Consider the following 19,916-nt stretch of genomic DNA (forward strand, 5'->3'; position numbering starts at 1 on the left):
GGTGCAGTACAAATTCCGGGACATCCTCGTCATTTTTTCTGTATATCCATTTCCTCTGAGCGCGCTTCAAACTCTTCCTTTGTATAGATCATGCGCATCGGATTTCCGCCGGCAAACACACCTGGGGGCACATCCTTATGGACCAGTGTTCCGGCAGAGACGATGGCCCCGTCCCCGATAATTACGCCGGGGAGGATGGTGGTATTGGCGCCGATCATCACTTCGTCCCCGATGATGACCTCTCCCAGTCGGTATTCCTTAATTAAATATTCATGGGCCAGGATGGTGGTGTTATAACCAATCACTGTGTTCCTGCCCACTTTTATCTTTTCGGGGAACATCACATCAAGCATCACCATCAGCGCAAACGATGTCTGCGGGCCGATATCCATTCTGAGGAAAGTGCGGTATAGCCAATTTTTCATGGATAGAAAAGGAGTATATCTAGCCAGCTGAATAACAATGAAGTTTTTTACTACCTTCCAGAAAGGGACCGTTTTGTATACATGCCAAAGTGAATTGGCGCCCTCTACGGGATGACGGGTAGTACGCCTCATTGTTTCCCCTCTTTTTCAAGGATGGAGAGCAGGTCGGACATATGCTCAAGCATATAATCCGGCTCAAATTGGTCCAGGTGATCCCGGCCCTTTGCCGTCCAGGCAACGCCTGCCGTACGTGTGCCGGCATTCTTGCCGCCGAGGATATCATGATGATTGTCTCCCACCATGATGGCTTCTTCAGGCTTTGAACCCAGAATATCCAGGGCTTTCATCAAAGGCTCCGGGTCGGGCTTTGCACGTTCCACATCATCAAGCCCGATGATGATATCAAAGAAACGGTCCAACCGGGCAACTTTAAGTCCCCTTAGGACAGTATCATGCATTTTGGTAGAAACGATGGCCATTTTATAGCCTTCCTTGTGCAGCGTTTCGACCGTTTCATATACTCCTTCAAACTCTTTGACCAGAATGTCATGGTTGGCAAGATTATGCTCCCTGTACTTTGCCACCATTTCGTCAGCCCTGAGCTCATCCAGCTGTGTAAAGGATTCATGAAGGGGAGGGCCCATAAACTGCAGCACATCCTCCTCTTTATATTTTTCAGGAAAATAGATGTTCAGGGTATTAATGAAAGAAGCAATAATTAAATCATTTGTGTTAATCAAGGTTCCGTCCAAATCAAACAATAAAGTGTTAATCCTAGATGTGTTCATATGAGGCTTCCTTTCTGGCATTTACAGTCTCTGATCTCTTCCATAGCGAAGAGATGATCATCGTTAAAATGAATGCGGTCGCAACCCTGATCAACAGAAGCGGCCAGACCGGGATGCCGAGCGGCACAAAGATCAGCGTGTCCTCGACCACCGCATGGCAGGCGACGAGGAATATGAAGGCGAGGGTGGCGTCCTTCTTGCTCACCCCGTCCTCCTGTACCGCCTGGATCATAACCCCGGCGCCATATGCCAGCCCAAGAACAAGACCTGAGGCCATGGTCATGGACGCATTCTTATTCATGCCGAGCAGCTTCATCAGCGGCCCCAGCATTTCCGAAAATTTCTCAAGCCATTTCAGCTCTTTCAGGATCTGGATCACGATCATAAGCGGAATGACAATGATGGCAAGTTTCATGATCCCAAGCAATGCGGTTTCAACCCCATTGAGGAGGATCGGCCATGCTCCCGAGATTTCAGCGCTTCCCCTGTTCAGGGATGCATAGCGCGCCAATTCCCCTCCGCCGCTCCACACGGCATTGATCACAATGGCTGACAGGAGAGCCAGCCCGATCCGGACTGTCAGGATCACCCACAGCCTGACTCCCACCTTCAGGGCAACGCTTGTCTCGATGAGGAGATTATGGCTGAACGAAAGCATAACAGCGATGATGAAGACTTCCTTGACAGTAAGATCAAGCGACAGAATTCCTCCGATCCCGGCATACAGGTTCAGGAGATTTCCCAGCACAAGCGGGATGGCCGCCTCGCCGCGAAGCCCGAGAACCTTCATAAGAGGTGAAATGACGTTCACAATCCAGCCCAGGATGGGAGTATATTGAATGATTGATACAATCAAAGTAACAGGAAAGATTACCCGGCCCAGCGTCCAGGTTGTCTTGAGGCCGGACAGGAGGCCCCTCTTTAACATGCCAGCAAACAAAACTTCTCCTCCTCCAGCTTATGCTAATTCTCTAATTCTAAATATTTCTTATCCGCTTTTCCGCTCAGCCTGCGGTAGAAAAAGACGGCCAGCGCAATGATGATCAGCGACAGCGAAAGGACCTGGGCCATGCGCAGTCCATTACCGAGCAGCAGGCTATCTGTTCTCATGCCTTCAATAAAGAAGCGGCCGATTGAATACCAGATCAGGTATGTAAGGAACAGCTCTCCCCGCCTTACCTTCCTTACCCTCCGCAGAATCATCAGCAGGGCAAACCCTGCAAAATTCCATAGGGATTCATACAGGAATGTAGGCTGATAATAGGCACCGTCTATATACATCTGGTCAATGATGAATCTTGGCAGCTGAAGATTTTCCAGATAGGCTCTCGTCACCTCCCCGCCGTGCGCCTCCTGGTTGATAAAATTTCCCCAGCGGCCGATTGCCTGGCCGAGGATCAGGCTTGGCGCCGCGATATCAGCGACCTTCCAGAAGGAAATCTTTTTAATCCTTGTAAAAATATAGGCAGTGAGCACAGAGCCGATCAGGGCTCCATGGATGGCAATGCCGCCTTCCCATATTTTAAAGATGGATCCCGGCTTGTCGGCATAGTACTCCCATTCGAATGCCACATAATAAATTCTTGCACATATGATGGCGACAGGAACAGCATATAAAATCAAATCCAGGAATGTATCCTTTGACAGCCCGCGGCGCTCAGATTCCCTCATGGCGATCAGGAGTCCCAGGAGGACGCCGGCACCGATGATGATTCCGTACCAGTGGACAGCTATCGGCCCCAGCTTAAAAGCGATCCTGCTGATTGGCTCTATTGAATTTTCCATTCTCATTTCCCTCTTTCTCTAAAAGCGTTCCGCTTCTTTATACCTCGTCACTGTGGTCGCCTTCCATAATTACGTCAGCGAGCTTGCTTGTGAACTGCTGTGCTGCGTTATAGCCCATGCGCTTAAGTCTGAAATTCATGGCAGCCACTTCAATGATGACAGCAAGGTTCCGGCCCGGGCGGACCGGCACAATCAGCTTCGTTATGTCTGTATCCAGGATGCGGATTTTTTCTTCATCCAGCCCGAGCCTGTCATACTGCTTGGTTTTTTCCCAAAGCTCCAGGTTGATTACCAGAGAAATCCGCTTGTAGTTACGAACGGCCCCTGCTCCAAAGAGCGTCATGACATTAATGATTCCCAGCCCTCGGATCTCAAGGAGATTCTGAAGCAGTTCAGGGGAATTGCCCACAAGCGTGTCCTCATCTTCCTGGCGGATCTCCACGCAGTCATCCGCCACCAGACGGTGCCCCCGCTTTACAAGCTCCAGGGCAGTTTCACTTTTACCGACCCCGCTTTTTCCGGTGATCAAAACTCCTACACCATAAATATCAATCAACACGCCATGTACGGCTGTTGTCGGGGCTAATTTAAATTCAAGATAATTTGTCAGCCGGCTGAACAGTCTGGTTGTCTTCGCAGCGGATCTCAGGACAGGAACAGATTCCCTTTCTGAAGCTTCAATGAGATATTCAGGAATTTCCTGCCCTCGGGTGACAATGATGCACGGAGTCTGGTCATTACACAGTGCCTCAAGCCGCTGCTTTTGTTCAGGGGAGCTCAGTTTTTCGTAAAATTCCATTTCAGACATGCCCAGCAGCTGGACACGCTCAGCAGGATAATAATCGAAAAAGCCAGCCATCTCAAGGCCGGGCCTGGAAAGATCGCTCGTTACGATCGGCCGGTTGATGCCCTCCTCACCGCTGATCAGCTCCAGATTGAATTTTTCTATAATATCTTTCGTACGGACTTTAGCCAAAAAAACTCCTCCTTTAGGAGACTATGAATTCATTCAAAATTTTCGTTCTTTATATTGTAGCATTTTTTCAATTGGAAACCTATCGGCTAATTCCTGAGGCAGGCCGGTTCCATCACAAAGATTTTACAATAAACACCCATATTTTACAGCAGTACGGGTAAAAGTTTTATCAGGGAAATGACGAAAGAATGAGCACTCCTCCATACGGGCAGGCTATTTTCTTATATAATAGTAATCGACAACCCTGCATCATTTAAGTTTCAAGATGTGTCAGGGTACAATAGACTTATAAATAATCCATTCAGGAGGTGCCGATGTCTTGGGCTCAGCATCCATATTAATTAAAAACACAGGGATATACCTGGAGTCAGGCTTTATAAATGACGGCTGGCTTTTAATAGAAAACGGTAAAATTGCAGATTTCGGCACTGGGATACCAGCTTCTGTTCCAGATCAGGCAGAAGTCATTACAGCTTCACCTGGCTCTGTCCTCTTACCCGGCTTTATCGACGGCCATATCCATGGCGCGGGCGGGGCAGATACGATGGATGCCACACCTGAAGCCATCAGAACCATGGCAGGCGTTCTCCCTGCAGAAGGAACAACGAGCTTCCTGGCCACCACCATCACCCAGGAAAAAGGGGCAATTGATACCGCTGTCCGGAACGCGGGGAGCTATATCAGAGAACGCTCCCGCCCAGGTGAAGCAGAAGTGCTCGGGATTCATCTTGAAGGCCCGTTCATTAATCCTTCAAAAAAAGGGGCACAGCCGGAAAACTATATCATTGAACCGGATATCGAGCTTTTCAAGGAATGGCAGAACATATCGGGCAATGCCATAAAACTTGTCACCACAGCCCCTGAACAGCCGGGAGGCCTGCCCTTTATCACCTATCTGAATGAAACGGGTGTGATCGCTTCAATGGGGCATACAGATGCCACTTACGAGCAAATGGAAGCAGCCGTCCGTGCAGGTGCCAGACAGGTGACCCATTTATTCAACGGCATGCGCGGACTTCACCACCGGGAACCAGGAACAGCCGGAGCTGCCCTCCTGCTGGAAGAACTGAAAGCAGAAGTGATTGCAGACGGCTTCCATATCCGCCCTGAAATGATCAAACTGGCCGTGAACGCCAAAGGAAAGGATGGAATCATCCTCATCACCGATTCTATGCGGGCCAAATGCCTGCATGCCGGAAAATATGACCTTGGCGGCCAGGAAGTGACCGTGAGCGGAGGACAGGCTCTCCTCGAAGACGGGACCCTTGCAGGCAGCATCCTGAAAATGTTTGACGGCGTGAAAAATATGCAGTCCTTCACCGGAATGAATTTGGCTGACGCCGTCCAGCTTGCCTCTCTGAATCCAGCGAAACAGCTTGGGGTATTCGACAGAAAAGGAAGCATTGCGAAAGGAAAAGATGCAGACTTAATCCTGGTGGCTGCAGAAATGAACATAACCATGACCTTCTGCCGCGGAGTCCTGGGATATAAATCAAACATGGAAAATTTATAGGAATGAGGTGGCCGCATTGGAAATACGACTGATCAAGGCAGACAATTATGAGGAAATGAGCAGGCTCGCAGCCAAAGAAGTCATCGGGCTGGTTAAGGAAAATCCAGAGGCTGTACTTGGACTGGCTACAGGGAGCACTCCGGTCGGTTTATATGAAGAGCTTGTTAACGATCACAAGAGCAATGGAACCAGCTACAAGTGGGTCCGCACAGTGAACCTGGACGAGTATGCAGGCATCAGCCAGGATGATTCCAACAGCTATTACACATTCATGCGCAGTCATCTTTTCAGCCATATTGACATTGACGAAAAGAACACGCACATCCCGAACGGCGAGGCGGAAAGCCTGCCGGAAGAATGCCGCAGATATGAGGAGCTCATTGAGAGCCTGGGGGGAGTGGACCTGCAGGTATTGGGGATTGGCGTAAACGGCCATATCGGTTTTAATGAGCCAGGCACCTCATTTGATTCCGGTGTCCATGTCGAACAGCTGGACCAAAGTACAAGAAAAGCGAATTCCCGTTTTTTTGACAGCCTGGATGCTGTTCCCGAGGAAGCCCTTACCATGGGGATAGGAAACATTCTGAAAAGCAGGAAGATCCTCCTCCTGGCCTCCGGATCTTCAAAGGCCGAGGCGATAAAGCAGCTGCTGGAAGGCTCTGTGAGCGAGGCATTTCCGGCTTCTGTCCTTAAGAACCATTCCGACGTGACGCTGATTGCAGATCGGGACGCCCTGAAGGCCCTGTAAAATTCTCGGTTTAAACGACTGTCCCATAAAGGTCCTCTTCCCGGCAAGCACGCATTCAGCCCGGAACAGACTTTTAGCCCGGGACAGTCTTCTTTTTATATCTCCGCCTTTTTCCAAGCAAAAAAGACCCTTTTCTCTCTTTCATTCATATATTAATAGTGGACAAGTTAATAGAAAATGGAGGTTTTGTGATGAAAATTATGCTGGATGCCGGACATGGATATAACACTCCCGGCCAGAGAAGTCCGGACGGAATGAAAGAGTATGAATTCAACAGGGCCGTCGCCCTCCTGGCCAGAAGCATGCTATTAAACTACCAGGGAGTCACCGTCTACTTTGCCCATTCGGATAAAAACGATGTACCGCTGATTCAGCGGACAGATTTTGCCAATTCTCTCGCGGTGGATGTATTTTTATCCATCCACGCCAATGCCTTTGGAAACGGCTGCGACTGGACAGAAGCAGAAGGCATAGAGACTTTTGTTCACCCATCGAGACCCTCGGAAGCCCTGGAGCTGGCTCAAAAGGTGCAGGCTCTCTTGACGGCAAAGACCGGGCTGAGAGACCGCGGCGTAAAGACCGCCGACTTCCATGTACTGCGTGAAAGCTCCATGACAGCCATCCTTCTCGAAGCCGGATTTATGACCAATAAAGAAGAGATTAAGCTCCTTCGCTCAGAATATTTTCGTAAAACCGTAGCCGAAGCCGTTGTAAAAGCACTGGTTCAGCAGTATAAGCTGAAACCAAAGGAATCAGCTTCCGAAAGTCTTTCGAAAACTTCGGAACAGAATTCCCCCAACCTTCCCGATCATTCAGAGCCATCTGCCCTTTATAGAGTGCAGGCAGGGGCATTCAAAGACCGGAAACAGGCCGAGAAGCTGGCTGCCCGGCTCAAGAAAGCCGGATATGAAGCTTTCATTTTTTAGCTACCCTCTTACTGGAATAGGAAAAGCCTTGGTCAGTCCCGTTATCTCGGAACTGACCCAGGCTTTTTATTTATGCCTTCTTTAACATGTGATTGATCGCCATATTCAGCAATGCCATTACAAATGCTGCGACTAAAGCGGTTCCGAAGCCTGCCAGCTCAAAAGACGAACCCATGAACCAATCGGTAAGCATCAGCGTAACCGCATTGATAACAAGAACGAACAGACCGAGTGTAACGAGCGTAACCGGCAGTGTAAGCAGGATCAATACCGGCTTCACGAACACATTCAGCAGCGCGAGCAGAACGCTCGCCCCGAGTGCAGCCGTGAATCCAGATACATAGACCCCGTTAAGGTATTTAGCCAGAAGTACAAACAATAGTGCATTAAGAAGCAAATTCCCAAGCCATTTCAATGTTTCTTCCATCCTTCCGAACAGTTCACAACAACATCCTACTCTCTTCCCCTGCTGATCGAAAGGGAGCCTGACATGGACTCAGCGAGCACGAACATTTTCCTTTCCGAAAGCTCATGGGCTTTAAACCGCAGAATCTTCTTGCCCACTTCACTTTTCTCCTCGACCACATCAATTCCACCGAGATTCACATGAAAGCTTCCCAGATTCGTCTTCAGGTCGCCATCAATCGGCGCCCCCTCCGGCAGGTAAATGTGTATGCTGCTAGCCGTAGTTTTAGCATGAACCCTTTTACAATCCTCATTGGTAATCCTGCAGCTGATTTCCCCGCTGAACGAGTGCAGTCCGGCTTTTTCACAGCTGCCGGTTATATCAATGGATCCGTTAATGGTTTCTGCTTCAATATTTCGGAGATGCGCCTCCTCAAGGTGAATCTGGCCATTCGCCGTTTCCAGTTCCGCATCCCGGCCATCCAGACGGATAAGCGTCAGTTTGCCGTTTGCTGTCTTGGCCTTCAGCTCATTCACCTGCAGCTTTTCCCCGTAGAAGGAACCGTTGAATAACCTAATTTTAATCTTTTCATATATCATATCCGGCACATAGATTTTAGCATTGATTTTCATCCATTTCTGACTGTTGGTGAATTGAAACTCCTCATTCTCCACTGTGAAATTCGTTTCTTTCATGAACAGGCCAACCGCTTCCGATTGCTCTTTAGCACGATACACCTTCGCCTTGCACTCCACCCGCACTTCTGCGCTGCTCCAGGGAATCAAATCTACCTGCCCATTTGCAACATCCACCAATATGGAAGAAAAGGCCGCATCTTGCTGCTGAAAGATATACGACACATCGAGGCTGCTGCCAAAATTAAAATCCAGGTCGGAATCCTTAATTTTAGTCAGAGCCATGTCTACAAAATCAATGAGCTTATCCTTCGCCGCCATAACCTTATAATTCAATGAATCTGGTTTTGCCTGGCTCCCCGGGTTCATCCCGCTGCCGGCAGAACCCTTCTCCAGGCTGCTGGATAACTGCAGCTTCTTTTCTTCTTTGCCCTCTTTTTCAAGAAGCTCCAATAAATTTAAAGCTTCGGCAGCTGAAAGCTTCCCTTGTTCAACCATCTCCAGAATACGTTTCTTTTCTTCCTTCATACCGAACCCGCCTCCAGTCTGTCAGCTATTGCAATACTTTTATACCCTTAACAATATTCCAGATCACCATAATAAAGCACAGAAAAGCATAAAACGCCAAACCAAAAATAAAGAAAAACGGCAGGCCGGAAAATCCAAACAAGTCTCCCGCCAGACCTGCTATTATAAACACTACTCCAACGAAGGGGATGAGATGGGAAAGCAGGGCCTTTTTCGCATTATCCCGTACAAAAAGATCGTCAGATACAAAATAAATCACAATAGGCAGAAGAAATGGGGCAAAAAACACACTAAAATAACTCAATGAAGATAAAAGTTTGCTTACATTCATCAGCTTAATCTCCTCTATACAAGCCCGAAGCCGGACTTGAATCTATAACTATATGTACGCTTTTCCCCTTGAAAAGTTTCAAATACCATGGTAATTAATTCGACAAAGCTCACGACAAGGTTCTTAAGCAGCTTTCGTTTCATTTCCCCGGAAATAGTGAGGCCGGGATCCTATTAATCAAACGTTTGATTAATAGGGTTTCGACAATTTCGTATAAAAAACTGCAGCCATGCATCATTTTGGCGGTCCAGGCGCAGGCAGGCCGGGAGGGAGGGACACCCTATCATTTTTATATATAAAAAGCTCTGTTAAATCAGACTCCAGCATTTCGTACCAGGCGCTTCCCTCCTGCCGGTTTCACCTGGAATCAACAGGTGAGTAAATCATAACCGGCATATAAAAAAGCAAGCCGAGTCTGAACTGCACCCCAATTGTTAGACATGATCTAATAATTGGAGGTGCAGTTTTTATTTATGACTAAATATTCAAGTGATGTGAAATTAAATATCATTCAAGGCTATAACGAGGAAATAATATCTCAAAGCGAATATGCAAAACAAATGGATGTTCCCAGAGCCCAATTTCAATATTGGTTGAAATTATATGAATTACATGGGGAAGATGGGCTGAAGAACACCTATACAAACAGTCCTGCTAGTTTTAAACTAGATGTACTAAACTACATGGTTCAAACTGGTGCGACATTAATGGAGACTGCAGCCCTCTTTAAAATCTCTAGTTATACAATGGTGTATGATTGGCAGAAAAAGATGGAGGCTGGTGGTCTAGAAGCCCTTGAACCGAGTCCAAAGGGGCGTCCATCTATGAAAGGTAAGTCTAATAAACAACCTAAGCGATTACCAGTTGAAGGATCTGTAGAGGCACTCGAATCGCGCATTAAACAACTAGAAATGGAAAATGAGTATTTAAAAAAGTTGAATGCCTTAGTTCAAAACAAGGAAAAATCACCAAAAAAGACAAAGCGCAAGTAGTCTATGAATTAAGGCATGAATACCCGGTGAAAGAACTCGTCAAGCTCGCTGATATTCCATGCAGCACCTATTATGACTTAGTGAAGAAAATGAATCGGCCAGATCCAGATCGTGACTTGAAAGTTGAAATCAAGGCCATTTACGAGGAACATGAAGGCCGTTATGGTTACCGTCGGATACGTGATGAACTAGCGAACCGTGGACAAAAGGTAAACCATAAAAAGGTCCAGCGTATCATGAAAGAACTTGGGATAAAATGTTTGGTTCGAATGAAAAAATATAAATCTTATAAGGGAACTGTAGGAAAAATCGCACCAAATCATTTAGATCGTCAATTTAAAGCGGAGTCCCCAAACCAGAAGTGGGTCACGGATATTTCAGAGTTTAAGTTGTTTAGTGAGAAGCTTTATTTATCGCCTGTATTGGATTTATTTAACGGGGAAGTTATTACATATACAATCGGCTCTAGACCCACCTACTCCCTTGTTTCGGAGATGCTAGGGAAAGCTCTAGAACGCTTGCCGGAAGATCATAAACTACTGATGCATTCGGATCAAGGCTGGCATTATCAGATGAAATCATATCGTCATGCCCTCCAGGAAAGAGGAATTAAGCAAAGCATGTCCCGTAAGGGAAATTGTTATGATAATTCAGTTATGGAGAATTTCTTTGGAATCATGAAATCAGAATTTCTTTACTTAAAGGAATTTAAAAGTATAGAGCACTTTAAAAAAGAACTACAAAAATACATACAGTATTATAATACGAAACGGAAAAAGGCAAAATTCAAAATGAGTCCGGTACAATACCGGACCCATTTTGAGCAAGCTGCCTGATGTAATAATCGTATCTAACTTTTAGGGGTCACTTCAGTCCGGCTTGCTTTTCTCACTTACCCTTGGGCATGCTGTTTTTCTTTTTGTTCAACCAGCTTTTCCATCCGCAATCTGTCACGCTCAAGAATCGGCCGTAGATATTTCCCGGTATAAGACTCCTTGACTTCAGCGATTTGTTCAGGTGTCCCGGAAGCAAGGATGGTGCCTCCCTTGTCTCCTCCTTCAGGGCCGAGGTCGACAATAAAATCGGCTGCCTTGATCACATCGAGGTTATGCTCGATCACAAGCACAGTGTCCCCATTGTCCACAAGGCGCTGCAGGACAACAAGCAGACGTGATATATCATCCACATGAAGACCGGTTGTCGGCTCGTCAAGAATATAGAAGGAGCGACCTGTGGAGCGGCGGTGAAGCTCAGAAGCAAGCTTAACACGCTGCGCTTCCCCTCCGGACAGGGTTGTAGCCGGCTGTCCGAGTTTGACATAGCCAAGGCCGACATCATAGATCGTCTGAAGCTTTCGGCTGATCTTGGGAATGTTCTCAAAGAATTCCAGAGAATCCTCTACTGTCATGTCCAAAACATCTGAAATATTCTTGCCTTTATATTTGACTTCGAGTGTTTCACGGTTATAGCGTTTGCCATGACATACTTCACAAGGAACATATACGTCCGGCAGGAAGTGCATCTCGATTTTAATAATGCCGTCGCCGCGGCAGGCTTCACAGCGGCCGCCCTTCACATTGAAGCTGAACCGCCCTTTCTTATAGCCGCGCACTTTCGCTTCATTAGTGGATGCATAAACATCACGGATATCATCGAACACACCTGTATATGTGGCTGGATTGGACCGGGGAGTACGCCCGATCGGTGACTGATCAATATCAATGACCTTATCCAGATAATCAATCCCCTTGATTTCCCTGTGCGCACCCGGCCGGCTTTTTGCCTTATGAAGTCTTTGTGCCAGTGCCTTATGGAGAATTTCATTGATTAATGTACTTTTCCCTGATCCGGAAACTCCTGTTACGGAGATGAACGTTCCGAGCGGGAATTTCGCACTGACATTTTTCAGGTTATTTTCCTTTGCACCTTTGATTTCGACATAGCGTCCGTCCGGCTTCCTTCGTTCTACCGGAAGCGGGATGAATTTTTTACCTGATAGATATTGGCCTGTCAGCGAGTTCGGATCTGCCATCACTTCTTCAGGAGTTCCTGCAGATACGATGTTTCCGCCGTGCACTCCCGCACCCGGTCCAACATCAATTAAATAATCGGCGGCAAACATGGTGTCTTCATCATGCTCTACAACAATCAGGGTGTTCCCGATATCCCTCATATCCTGCAGGGTGCCGATAAGGCGGTCATTGTCGCGCTGATGCAGACCAATCGACGGCTCATCTAGTATATAAAGTACGCCTGTCAGCCGGGAGCCGATCTGGGTGGCAAGCCTGATCCGCTGCGCCTCTCCGCCTGAAAGGGTGCCAGATGCCCTGCTTAATGTCAGATACTCCAGGCCGACATTCGCCAGGAAGCCGAGCCTTTCATTGATTTCCCTGAGGATCAGGCGGGCAATCTGCTCCTCTTTCGGAGTCAGGTTAAGGGAGCTGAAGAAATCGAGTGCCTCTTCAATCGACTGGCTGGTCACTTCTCCGATATGCCTGTTCTGAATCAGGACAGCAAGTGTTTCCTTTTTAAGCCTGTAGCCCTTGCATGTAGGGCAGTCATGCTGGCCCATGTATTTCTCCATCTGCTCTCTTATATAGTCAGAGCTGGTTTCCTTATAGCGGCGTTCAACGTTTTTTATGACGCCTTCAAATTTAATGTAATTCTCACGCACCTGGCCAAAATCATTTTTATAACGGAAATAGATTTTGTCAGTCTTGGAGCCATACAGAATCTTTTCCAGCTGGTTGGACGGCAGGTCTTTAACCGGGACATCCATATCAATGCCATAATGGTCGGCGACAGCCTCAAGCATCTGAGGGTAATATTGAGAACTGGTCGGCTCCCAGGGGGCAACGGCGTGCTTCCTGAGAGACAGTTCCTTGACCGGGATGACGAGCTCCTCATCCACTTCAAGCTTGGAGCCCAGGCCGTCACAATCCGGACAGGCGCCGAACGGGCTGTTGAAAGAAAACATCCGCGGCTCGAGTTCCCCGATGGAAAAGCCGCAGATTGGACATGCATGATGCTCACTGAACAGAAGCTCTTCATCACCGATCACGTCGACGATGACTTTGCCGTCCCCAAGCTTCAGGGCACTTTCGATAGAGTCCGCAAGTCTTCCCTGAATTCCTTCCTTTACGACGATCCGGTCTACGATTACCTCGATGGAGTGCTTCTTGTTCTTTTCAAGCTCTATCTCATCACCGACATCATACATTTCACCATCGACCCTCACACGCACATAGCCCTGCTTTTTAATATCCTCAAGGACTTTGACATGAGTTCCCTTGCGGCCGGAGACAACAGGTGCGAGCACCTGCATCTTCGTCCTCTCCGGATACTGAAGCACCCGGTCCACCATCTGCTCGATGGTCTGGGAACTGATCTCTATATTGTGGATCGGGCACACAGGACGCCCAACCCTCGCAAAAAGGAGACGCAGGTAGTCATAGATTTCTGTTACTGTACCGACCGTTGAGCGCGGATTCTTGCTGGTTGTTTTCTGATCAATGGAAATGGCCGGTGACAGCCCCTCGATGGCATCCACATCCGGCTTATCCATCTGTCCCAGGAACTGGCGCGCATAGGCAGACAGTGATTCAACGTACCTCCTCTGGCCTTCGGCGTAAATCGTGTCAAAGGCCAGGGAGGACTTCCCGGAGCCAGACAGTCCTGTAAGCACTACAAGCTTGTCTCTCGGAATGGTGACATCGATATTTTTTAAATTGTGGGCCCTGGCTCCTTTTACGACAATTTTATCCATAGCCATTTTCTAGTCATCCTTCCGCTTTAAGTTCTAATAATAGGTCACGAAGCTCGGCAGCCCGTTCGAAGTTCAGGGCTTTTGCTGCTTCCTTCATTTCTTTTTCCATATCGGCAATCAATTTTTCCCGTTCCTTCTTGTTCAGCTTCAGCGGCTGGCTTGCCGGAGTATAAGCTTCCTGCTCCTCGGCAGCATGTGTAGCCCGGATGGAGCCGCGGATCTCCTTCTGGATGGTCTGCGGTGTGATGCCGTGCTCCTCATTGTAGGCTTCCTGGATTTCCCGGCGGCGGCGGGTCTCATTGATGGCGATTTCCATGCTGTTTGTCATTTTGTCCGCATACATGATCACATGGCCGTTCGCATTACGGGCAGCACGCCCGATGGTCTGGATCAGCGACCTTTCAGAGCGGAGGAAGCCTTCTTTATCTGCATCAAGAATGGCCACAAGGGAAACTTCCGGTATATCCAGACCCTCCCTGAGGAGGTTGATACCCACCAGAACATCATATTTCCCCATCCTCAGTTCACGGATGATCTCGATCCGTTCTAGAGTTTTTACCTCCGAATGCAGATATTGAACCTTAATTCCAATCTCTTTTAAGTAATCCGTGAGATCCTCAGACATTTTTTTCGTCAGGGTGGTGATCAGGACCCTCTCATTCTTCTGCATGCGGTCCTGGATTTCTCCGATCAGATCGTCAATCTGGCCTTGTATCGGCCTTATCTCAATATTAGGATCAAGGAGTCCGGTTGGACGGATGATCTGCTCAACCATTTCCGGCGTATGCTCTAGTTCATAAGGTCCGGGCGTCGCGGAAACATAGATGGACTGCCCTACCTTTTCTTCGAATTCCTGGAACCGGAGCGGCCGGTTGTCCATTGCTGACGGCAGACGGAAGCCATGGTCCACAAGCACCTGCTTTCGTGCCTGGTCGCCATTGAACATTCCGCGGACCTGCGGCAGGGTGACATGGGATTCATCCACTACCAGGAGGAAATCCTCCGGAAAATAATCGATGAGTGTATAGGGCGTGGAGCCTGCCGGTCTGAGCGTGAGGTGGCGGGAATAGTTCTCGATGCCGGAACAGAATCCCATTTCACGCATCATTTCCAGGTCATACCTCGTCCTCTGCTCAAGGCGCTGGGCTTCAAGCAGCTTGTCATTCTCCCTCAGTTCGGCGAGCCTTTCCTCAAGCTCCCGTTCGATGTTCTGGATGGCGATCCTCATCTTTTCTTCCCGTGTTACGAAGTGGGATGCCGGGAAGATGGCCACATGGTCCCGTTCGCCAAGGATTTCCCCGGTCAGGGCATCCACCTCCCGGATGCGGTCGATTTCATCGCCGAAGAATTCAACCCGGATACAGTGCTCATCCCTTGAAGCCGGGAAGATTTCTACAACATCGCCGCGGACGCGGAAGGTTCCGCGCTGGAAATCTATGTCGTTCCTCTCATACTGGATATCTACCAGCTTCCTTAACAGCTGGTTCCTCTCAATTTCCATCCCCATGCGAAGCGACAGCACCATCTCCCGGTATTCCTCAGGAGAACCGAGGCCGTAGATGCACGATACACTCGCGATCACAATAACATCTTTCCGCTCGAACAAGGCCGATGTGGCAGAGTGGCGCAGCTTGTCGATTTCGTCATTGATGCTGGAGTCTTTTTCAATGAAGGTATCCGTCTGCGGCACATAGGCTTCAGGCTGATAATAATCGTAGTAGCTGACAAAATACTCTACTGCATTATTGGGGAAGAATTCCTTGAATTCACTGTACAGCTGGCCGGCCAGCGTCTTATTATGCGCCATGACCAGCGTGGGCTTGTTGACTTCCTTTATGACATTGGAGATGGTAAAGGTCTTGCCTGTACCTGTGGCCCCGAGCAGCGTCTGATGCTGCTTCCCTTCCCGAAGGCCGGCCACAATCTCCTTGATTGCGCCAGGCTGGTCCCCCTGGGGGCTGTATTTTGAGACTAATTCAAATTGCTGGTTCACAAGAGATCCTCCCATCAAAAATCTTTAGAAAAATAAAAAAGCACCAGTTATTATTAAATCCTGTAAAACGGCTGAAATAACTAAAGCGCTCTGTTCTGCTTATTTATAAGTAAAGACATATTCCCTAAATTGCATACCTTGGAACTGCCTTTTGATGTCATTCTAGCTCTACTCAAACATTTTACCACAAAGCGCCTAAAAAAAACCAACAAAAAGCGAACGGACATTCCTATTTTAAGGCACCCAATTTTTGTAAGTTCCACTCCGCCTGTTTACTGGACCAAAAAGGCACCTGGAAATTCAGGTGCCCTTCTTCTTCTTTTTTTTCATAAAAGTATTGGAGAAAAAAAATCCTGCGGTCAATGAGAATGCATCTATGATAATCAGGAGCCAGCTGTCTGTATATCCCTTATAAACTGAAACAGCAATCAATGCCACTGTAAGGATCAGGGAGACAACCTGATTGAACGTGACTCTCGTAAACAGCATTACCATAAGGCCCGGAAGAAACAAGGCAGAGAGAAATTTCAGGGGAGATCACTCCTATTTCTGCTAAGGATTTGATACATCCATTCTATTATATGTTCCTGTTATTATCATCTTTTATTTCACGGCGGCTGGGTTTTCTTCCCTTTCCGCCTTTCAATAGATATAATAGCATAAAAATAGACTTTCAATGTTCTGCAGCAGGGAGGATCCTTATGAAGAAATGGGTTTACATATGTCTGGCATTGCTGTTATCCTTTGCATCACTTTACGGCTGTGCGGCAATCGAGGATAAAAAAACAGACCCGCCAAAAGATACGGCCGTTGAGGAAAAGCCGTCCGCCGGCAGCTCCAAAAACCTTCAGGAGTTGAAACGTCCGGACGAGGGCTTGAAAGGAATGGTCGTTAATGTTGTAGACGGCGATACGATTGATGTAAAACTCACAAACGGAAAAAACGAAAGAGTCCGCTTCATCCTGGTTGACACCCCTGAAACAAAGCATCCGAGACTGGGCGTTCAGCCCTTTGGCAAGGAAGCATCCCAGTATACAACCGCCAGCCTCATGGCCAGGGAAGTGCTGCTAGAGCTTGACGCGGAGGAAAGAGATCAATACGGCCGCCTGCTTGCTTATGTGTGGCAGGGAGACGTGCTGTTCAATGAAATCCTGATTCGTGAAGGCTTTGCCAGGACTGCGGTGTATCCGCCGAATACTAAATATGTCGATCAATTCCGCAAAGTAGAGAACGATGCCCGACAGTCGAAAAAAGGTATATGGAGCATAGAGGATTATGCTCAGGAGGATGGGTATAACACTAGCGCCGGCAAGTCTGCTTCTGGCACGCCTGATAAAGCCGGCAGCTGCGAGGGGAAGATCAAGGGAAATGAAAACTCCCATGTATATCATGTTCCCGGCGGCAGTTATTATGACAGCCCGAAAAAAGCCAACATCGTCTGGTTCTGCTCCGAAAAAGAGGCGCAGGATGCAGGCTACCGAAAAGCCATGAAATAGAAAAGATGAGGCCCGCCCTTTGTTAAGGAGCTGGCCTCATCTTTTTTATCATTCTATTTATCTTTAACTCTGAGCAGTCTCAGTCCATTCAATGTAACTATGAGAGTGGCGCCCATGTCTGCGAAGATGGCAATCCACAGGGTGAGCCAGCCAGGGACGACAAGCAGGAGGGCAAGAAGCTTGATGGAAATCGAGAAGGTTATATTCTGCTTGATGATCCCAAGTGTCCTGCGGCTCAGCTTGATGGTAAACGGCAGCTTTTTGAGGTCGTCCCCCATCAGGGCGATGTCGGCTGTCTCCAGGGCAGTATCTGTGCCCGCTCCTCCCATGGCCACACCAACCGTTGAGGCAGCCAGGGCAGGGGCATCGTTCACTCCATCGCCGACCATGGCGGCACTGCCGTACTTCTGATTCAGTTTTTTGATAAAATCGAGTTTATCGGAGGGCATCAATTCCGAATACACTTCGCCCACTCCTGCCTGCCGCCCGATGGCTGCGGCAGTGCCGGCATTGTCGCCTGTCAGCATGATCGTCTTTTCCACTCCCAGGCCATGAAGCCTCCGGATAACTTCCCCGGTTGTTTCTCTGACTTCATCGGCAACTGCCAGGATTGCTGCAGTATTTCCGTCTATCCCAGCCAGCATGACCGTCTTCCCTTGCTCCTGCAGCTCTGTTACCTTTTGGGAAATAATCGGGAAATGGGGGCAGTCCCCAAAGAGGGCGGGACTCCCAACCTGCAGCTGCAAGCCGGCAATTTTGCCAGCGATTCCTTTTCCGGTTAAGGATTGAATGTCTTCAGCGCTGATACTGCGATATTCGATGTCCCGTCTGTCTGCTTCTTTTGTGATCGCTGCTGCCAGCGGGTGCTGGGATCGGTGTTCGAGGGCGGCGATCAATGCCAGCCACTCATTCTCGTCCCTTGCCTTATCCAGAATGATAAAGTCGGTCAGGGCAGGCACTCCTTTTGTCAGGGTGCCGGTCTTATCAAAGGCAATAGCTTTTATCCGGCCCAATTCCTCCAGATGAACACCGCCTTTAATCAAAACCCCATTTCCTGCCGCTTTGCCGATCGCTGTGACAATGGCAACAGGCGTGGAAATCACCAGGGCGCACGGACAGCCGACAACAAGGACGGCCAGACCCTGATAGATCCATTCACTCCAGCTGCCATTGAACAGCGGCGGGACAATGGCCGTAAGCAGGGCAATCAGCATGATGGCCGGTGTGTATATTTTTGCAAATTTGTCGATGAAGGCCTGTGATGGCGCCCGTTCTCCCTGTGCTTCTTCCACCAGGTGGATGATCTTTGACAAGGTGGTGTCCTTCGCCTGCTTTGTCACCCTTATCTCAAGAAATCCTTCTGTATTGAGGGTTCCTGCGAATACTTCGTCACCTTCCTGCTTTTCAACCGGCACCGATTCTCCCGTGATGGCCGCCTGGTTGATTGCCGAGGAGCCCCTTATTACCTCGCCGTCCAGGGCTATTTTCTGACCCGGCTTGATTAGAATCACATCACCAGGTTCCACGTCTTCTACAGGCAGCATGAATTCTTTCCCGTTCCTTCTGACAAGCGCCTCTTTAGGGGCTATTTCCATTAGAGATTGAATAGAGCGCCGTGCCCGGTCCATCGAATATCGTTCGAGTACTTCACTAATCGCAAACAAGATGACCACGACAGCGCCTTCGCTCCATTCCCCTATCAGGGCAGCTCCTATGATCGCTGCCGTCATCAGGGTTGTCATATCAAAGTGCAGCTTAGCCAGATTCTTTATTCCCTCTATGAACAGCCCTGTGCCGCCCGTCAAAATGGCAGCCGCGAATGCGGCAATGGTCAAGGGAGATTGTTCACCCAGGGCATACTGGAGAGACCAGGCAAGCGCCAGGAATACAGCCGATATCATGACGGCTCCGTATCTCTTAAAATAGGAATCTGTCTGTTTCATTTGATCCAGCCTTGTTTCCTCAGGGTAAATTCTCAGGCCTTCAAATGCGCCAGCCCGTTCCAGCTCGCTTATGGAGCTGTTCCCGATGACAGTCAGCTTAGAGGCGCCGAAATTCACCTTCGCATCCAGTACCTGATCCAGCTCTTTCACATTTTTTTCAAACTTGGCGGCACAGCCGGCACATGAAAAGCCCTGGACCCTGTATACCTGCCTTTGTTCGGGTTCTTGCTGCAATTCTCTGGCTTCATTCACGCTCCATCACCTCTTTTTGATGAGTAAATGCAATGTCTATAAGTGCTTTTACATGATCATCATCCAGTGAGTAATACACTTGTTTTCCTTCTTTCCGGTGCTTGGCAAGCCCGAGTTTGCCAAGCATCCTCAAGTGATGGGAGGCAGTGGCGCTCGACGATCCAATGATCTCCGCAGCATCACACACGCATAACTCCTTCTCCAATAACAGCGCGTATGCAATCTTCAATCTTGTGACATCGGCCACAGCCTTGAATATATTCGCGACTTCCGGTACATTCTGCTCTTCAACCAGCTCTTTTAAACGGCTTACTCTCTGGCCGGATTCACATGCGGACTCACAAAACTCTTCATTCTCCATTTCCTCATCCCGCCCATCATTCAAATCTTTATTTGATTATACTATATTCAAA

18 protein-coding genes are annotated in these 19,916 nt (G+C 48.4%); 5 read left to right on the forward strand and 13 right to left on the reverse strand.

The genetic code is table 11. From position 1 onward, the window contains the following. Window positions 1-29 precede the first annotated feature (29 nt). The 5 genes from V1498_RS19025 to hprK are packed head-to-tail and all read right to left on the reverse strand — an operon-like array spanning window position 30 to window position 3,974. Entirely contained in the window at window positions 30-557 is a 528-nt protein-coding gene (locus V1498_RS19025; protein WP_409295435.1) for an acyltransferase, read from the reverse strand. Continuing rightward, a complete protein-coding gene (gene ppaX, locus V1498_RS19030; protein WP_409295437.1) occupies window positions 554-1,213 on the reverse strand; it encodes a pyrophosphatase PpaX in 660 nt (219 codons plus the stop codon). Before ppaX ends, V1498_RS19025 begins: the two co-directional genes overlap by 4 nt. Next, complete coding sequence (locus V1498_RS19035; RefSeq protein ID WP_409295439.1) at window positions 1,200-2,153, reverse strand: nucleoside recognition domain-containing protein; 954 nt, start codon at window positions 2,151-2,153, stop codon at window positions 1,200-1,202. Before V1498_RS19035 ends, ppaX begins: the two co-directional genes overlap by 14 nt. A 23-nt stretch (window positions 2,154-2,176) precedes the next feature. Continuing rightward, a complete protein-coding gene (gene lgt, locus V1498_RS19040; RefSeq protein WP_409295441.1) occupies window positions 2,177-2,998 on the reverse strand; it encodes a prolipoprotein diacylglyceryl transferase in 822 nt (273 codons plus the stop codon). A 37-nt stretch (window positions 2,999-3,035) separates the two neighbouring features. Then, window positions 3,036-3,974 carry an HPr(Ser) kinase/phosphatase gene (hprK, locus tag V1498_RS19045; protein WP_409290336.1) on the reverse strand — a complete coding sequence of 313 codons (939 nt, stop codon included), beginning with the start codon at window positions 3,972-3,974 and terminating at the stop codon, window positions 3,036-3,038. A gap of 319 nt (window positions 3,975-4,293) precedes the next feature. Here hprK and nagA point away from each other — a divergent pair, with 319 nt between their 5' ends. The 3 genes from nagA (at window position 4,294) to V1498_RS19060 (ending at window position 7,161) form a co-directional block, all read left to right on the forward strand. Then, the gene (gene nagA, locus V1498_RS19050; RefSeq protein ID WP_409295443.1) at window positions 4,294-5,487 is read left to right on the forward strand and encodes an N-acetylglucosamine-6-phosphate deacetylase; all 1,194 of its coding nucleotides are present in this window, start codon (window positions 4,294-4,296) and stop codon (window positions 5,485-5,487) included. A gap of 22 nt (window positions 5,488-5,509) precedes the next feature. After that, on the forward strand, window positions 5,510-6,235 hold the full coding sequence (gene nagB, locus V1498_RS19055) for a glucosamine-6-phosphate deaminase (protein WP_409299373.1): 726 nt from the start codon (window positions 5,510-5,512) through the stop codon (window positions 6,233-6,235). 191 nt (window positions 6,236-6,426) lie between these two features. Beyond that, entirely contained in the window at window positions 6,427-7,161 is a 735-nt protein-coding gene (locus V1498_RS19060) for an N-acetylmuramoyl-L-alanine amidase (RefSeq protein ID WP_409295445.1), read from the forward strand. A 70-nt stretch (window positions 7,162-7,231) separates the two neighbouring features. On the opposite strand, the gene V1498_RS19065 is transcribed toward V1498_RS19060, so the two are convergent. From V1498_RS19065 to V1498_RS19075, 3 genes are read right to left on the reverse strand one after another with little or no spacing between them, the layout of a single operon-like run. Continuing rightward, window positions 7,232-7,576 carry a phage holin family protein gene (locus tag V1498_RS19065; RefSeq protein WP_409295447.1) on the reverse strand — a complete coding sequence of 115 codons (345 nt, stop codon included), beginning with the start codon at window positions 7,574-7,576 and terminating at the stop codon, window positions 7,232-7,234. Between the two features lie 38 nt (window positions 7,577-7,614). Continuing rightward, the gene (locus V1498_RS19070; RefSeq protein ID WP_409295449.1) at window positions 7,615-8,730 is read right to left on the reverse strand and encodes a DUF4097 family beta strand repeat-containing protein; all 1,116 of its coding nucleotides are present in this window, start codon (window positions 8,728-8,730) and stop codon (window positions 7,615-7,617) included. Between the two features lie 25 nt (window positions 8,731-8,755). Further along, window positions 8,756-9,061: a DUF4870 domain-containing protein gene (locus V1498_RS19075; protein WP_409295451.1), complete on the reverse strand. Its 306-nt coding sequence runs from the start codon at window positions 9,059-9,061 to the stop codon at window positions 8,756-8,758. A 473-nt stretch (window positions 9,062-9,534) separates the two neighbouring features. Between V1498_RS19075 and V1498_RS19080 the strand changes: the two genes are divergently transcribed. Further along, window positions 9,535-10,889 (forward strand): IS3 family transposase gene (locus tag V1498_RS19080; RefSeq protein ID WP_409295453.1). Its coding sequence is split into 2 segments (ribosomal slippage): window positions 9,535-9,988 and window positions 9,988-10,889, totalling 1,356 coding nucleotides; the frame shifts between segments, so codons are not numbered across the junction. Between the two features lie 56 nt (window positions 10,890-10,945). Here V1498_RS19080 and uvrA read toward each other — a convergent pair. From uvrA to V1498_RS19095, 3 genes are all read right to left on the reverse strand, one after another. Then, complete coding sequence (gene uvrA, locus V1498_RS19085) at window positions 10,946-13,825, reverse strand: excinuclease ABC subunit UvrA (protein WP_409295455.1); 2,880 nt, start codon at window positions 13,823-13,825, stop codon at window positions 10,946-10,948. A 7-nt stretch (window positions 13,826-13,832) separates the two neighbouring features. After that, entirely contained in the window at window positions 13,833-15,812 is a 1,980-nt protein-coding gene (uvrB, locus tag V1498_RS19090) for an excinuclease ABC subunit UvrB (protein WP_409295457.1), read from the reverse strand. A gap of 300 nt (window positions 15,813-16,112) precedes the next feature. Beyond that, on the reverse strand, window positions 16,113-16,301 hold the full coding sequence (locus tag V1498_RS19095; RefSeq protein WP_409290345.1) for a DUF2198 family protein: 189 nt from the start codon (window positions 16,299-16,301) through the stop codon (window positions 16,113-16,115). Between the two features lie 212 nt (window positions 16,302-16,513). Between V1498_RS19095 and V1498_RS19100 the strand changes: the two genes are divergently transcribed. After that, window positions 16,514-17,308: a thermonuclease family protein gene (locus tag V1498_RS19100; RefSeq protein WP_409295459.1), complete on the forward strand. Its 795-nt coding sequence runs from the start codon at window positions 16,514-16,516 to the stop codon at window positions 17,306-17,308. Window positions 17,309-17,361: 53 nt separating this feature from the next. On the opposite strand, the gene V1498_RS19105 is transcribed toward V1498_RS19100, so the two are convergent. Both V1498_RS19105 and V1498_RS19110 read right to left on the reverse strand, forming a co-directional pair. Continuing rightward, window positions 17,362-19,503: a heavy metal translocating P-type ATPase gene (locus V1498_RS19105; RefSeq protein WP_409295461.1), complete on the reverse strand. Its 2,142-nt coding sequence runs from the start codon at window positions 19,501-19,503 to the stop codon at window positions 17,362-17,364. Then, window positions 19,496-19,864: an ArsR/SmtB family transcription factor gene (locus V1498_RS19110; RefSeq protein WP_409295463.1), complete on the reverse strand. Its 369-nt coding sequence runs from the start codon at window positions 19,862-19,864 to the stop codon at window positions 19,496-19,498. The genes V1498_RS19105 and V1498_RS19110 overlap by 8 nt, the downstream gene beginning before the upstream one ends. Window positions 19,865-19,916 lie beyond the last annotated feature (52 nt).

The organism is Paraperibacillus marinus (assembly GCF_046237605.1).
GTDB classification, from domain to species: domain Bacteria; phylum Bacillota; class Bacilli; order Bacillales; family DSM-1321; genus Paraperibacillus; species Paraperibacillus marinus.

Bases quoted from the DNA above. Each gene is read 5' to 3' on its own strand.
- V1498_RS19025 (WP_409295435.1), bottom strand. From the start codon at position 557: ATGAGGCGTACTACCCGTCATCCCGTAGAGGGCGCCAATTCACTTTGG.
- ppaX (WP_409295437.1), bottom strand. From the start codon at position 1,213: ATGAACACATCTAGGATTAACACTTTATTGTTTGATTTGGACGGAACC.
- lgt (WP_409295441.1), bottom strand. From the start codon at position 2,998: ATGGAAAATTCAATAGAGCCAATCAGCAGGATCGCTTTTAAGCTGGGG.
- V1498_RS19060 (WP_409295445.1), top strand. From the start codon at position 6,427: ATGAAAATTATGCTGGATGCCGGACATGGATATAACACTCCCGGCCAG.
- V1498_RS19070 (WP_409295449.1), bottom strand. From the start codon at position 8,730: ATGAAGGAAGAAAAGAAACGTATTCTGGAGATGGTTGAACAAGGGAAG.
- V1498_RS19075 (WP_409295451.1), bottom strand. From the start codon at position 9,061: ATGAATGTAAGCAAACTTTTATCTTCATTGAGTTATTTTAGTGTGTTT.
- uvrA (WP_409295455.1), bottom strand. From the start codon at position 13,825: ATGGCTATGGATAAAATTGTCGTAAAAGGAGCCAGGGCCCACAATTTA.
- V1498_RS19095 (WP_409290345.1), bottom strand. From the start codon at position 16,301: ATGCTGTTTACGAGAGTCACGTTCAATCAGGTTGTCTCCCTGATCCTT.
- V1498_RS19100 (WP_409295459.1), top strand. From the start codon at position 16,514: ATGAAGAAATGGGTTTACATATGTCTGGCATTGCTGTTATCCTTTGCA.
- V1498_RS19110 (WP_409295463.1), bottom strand. From the start codon at position 19,864: ATGGAGAATGAAGAGTTTTGTGAGTCCGCATGTGAATCCGGCCAGAGA.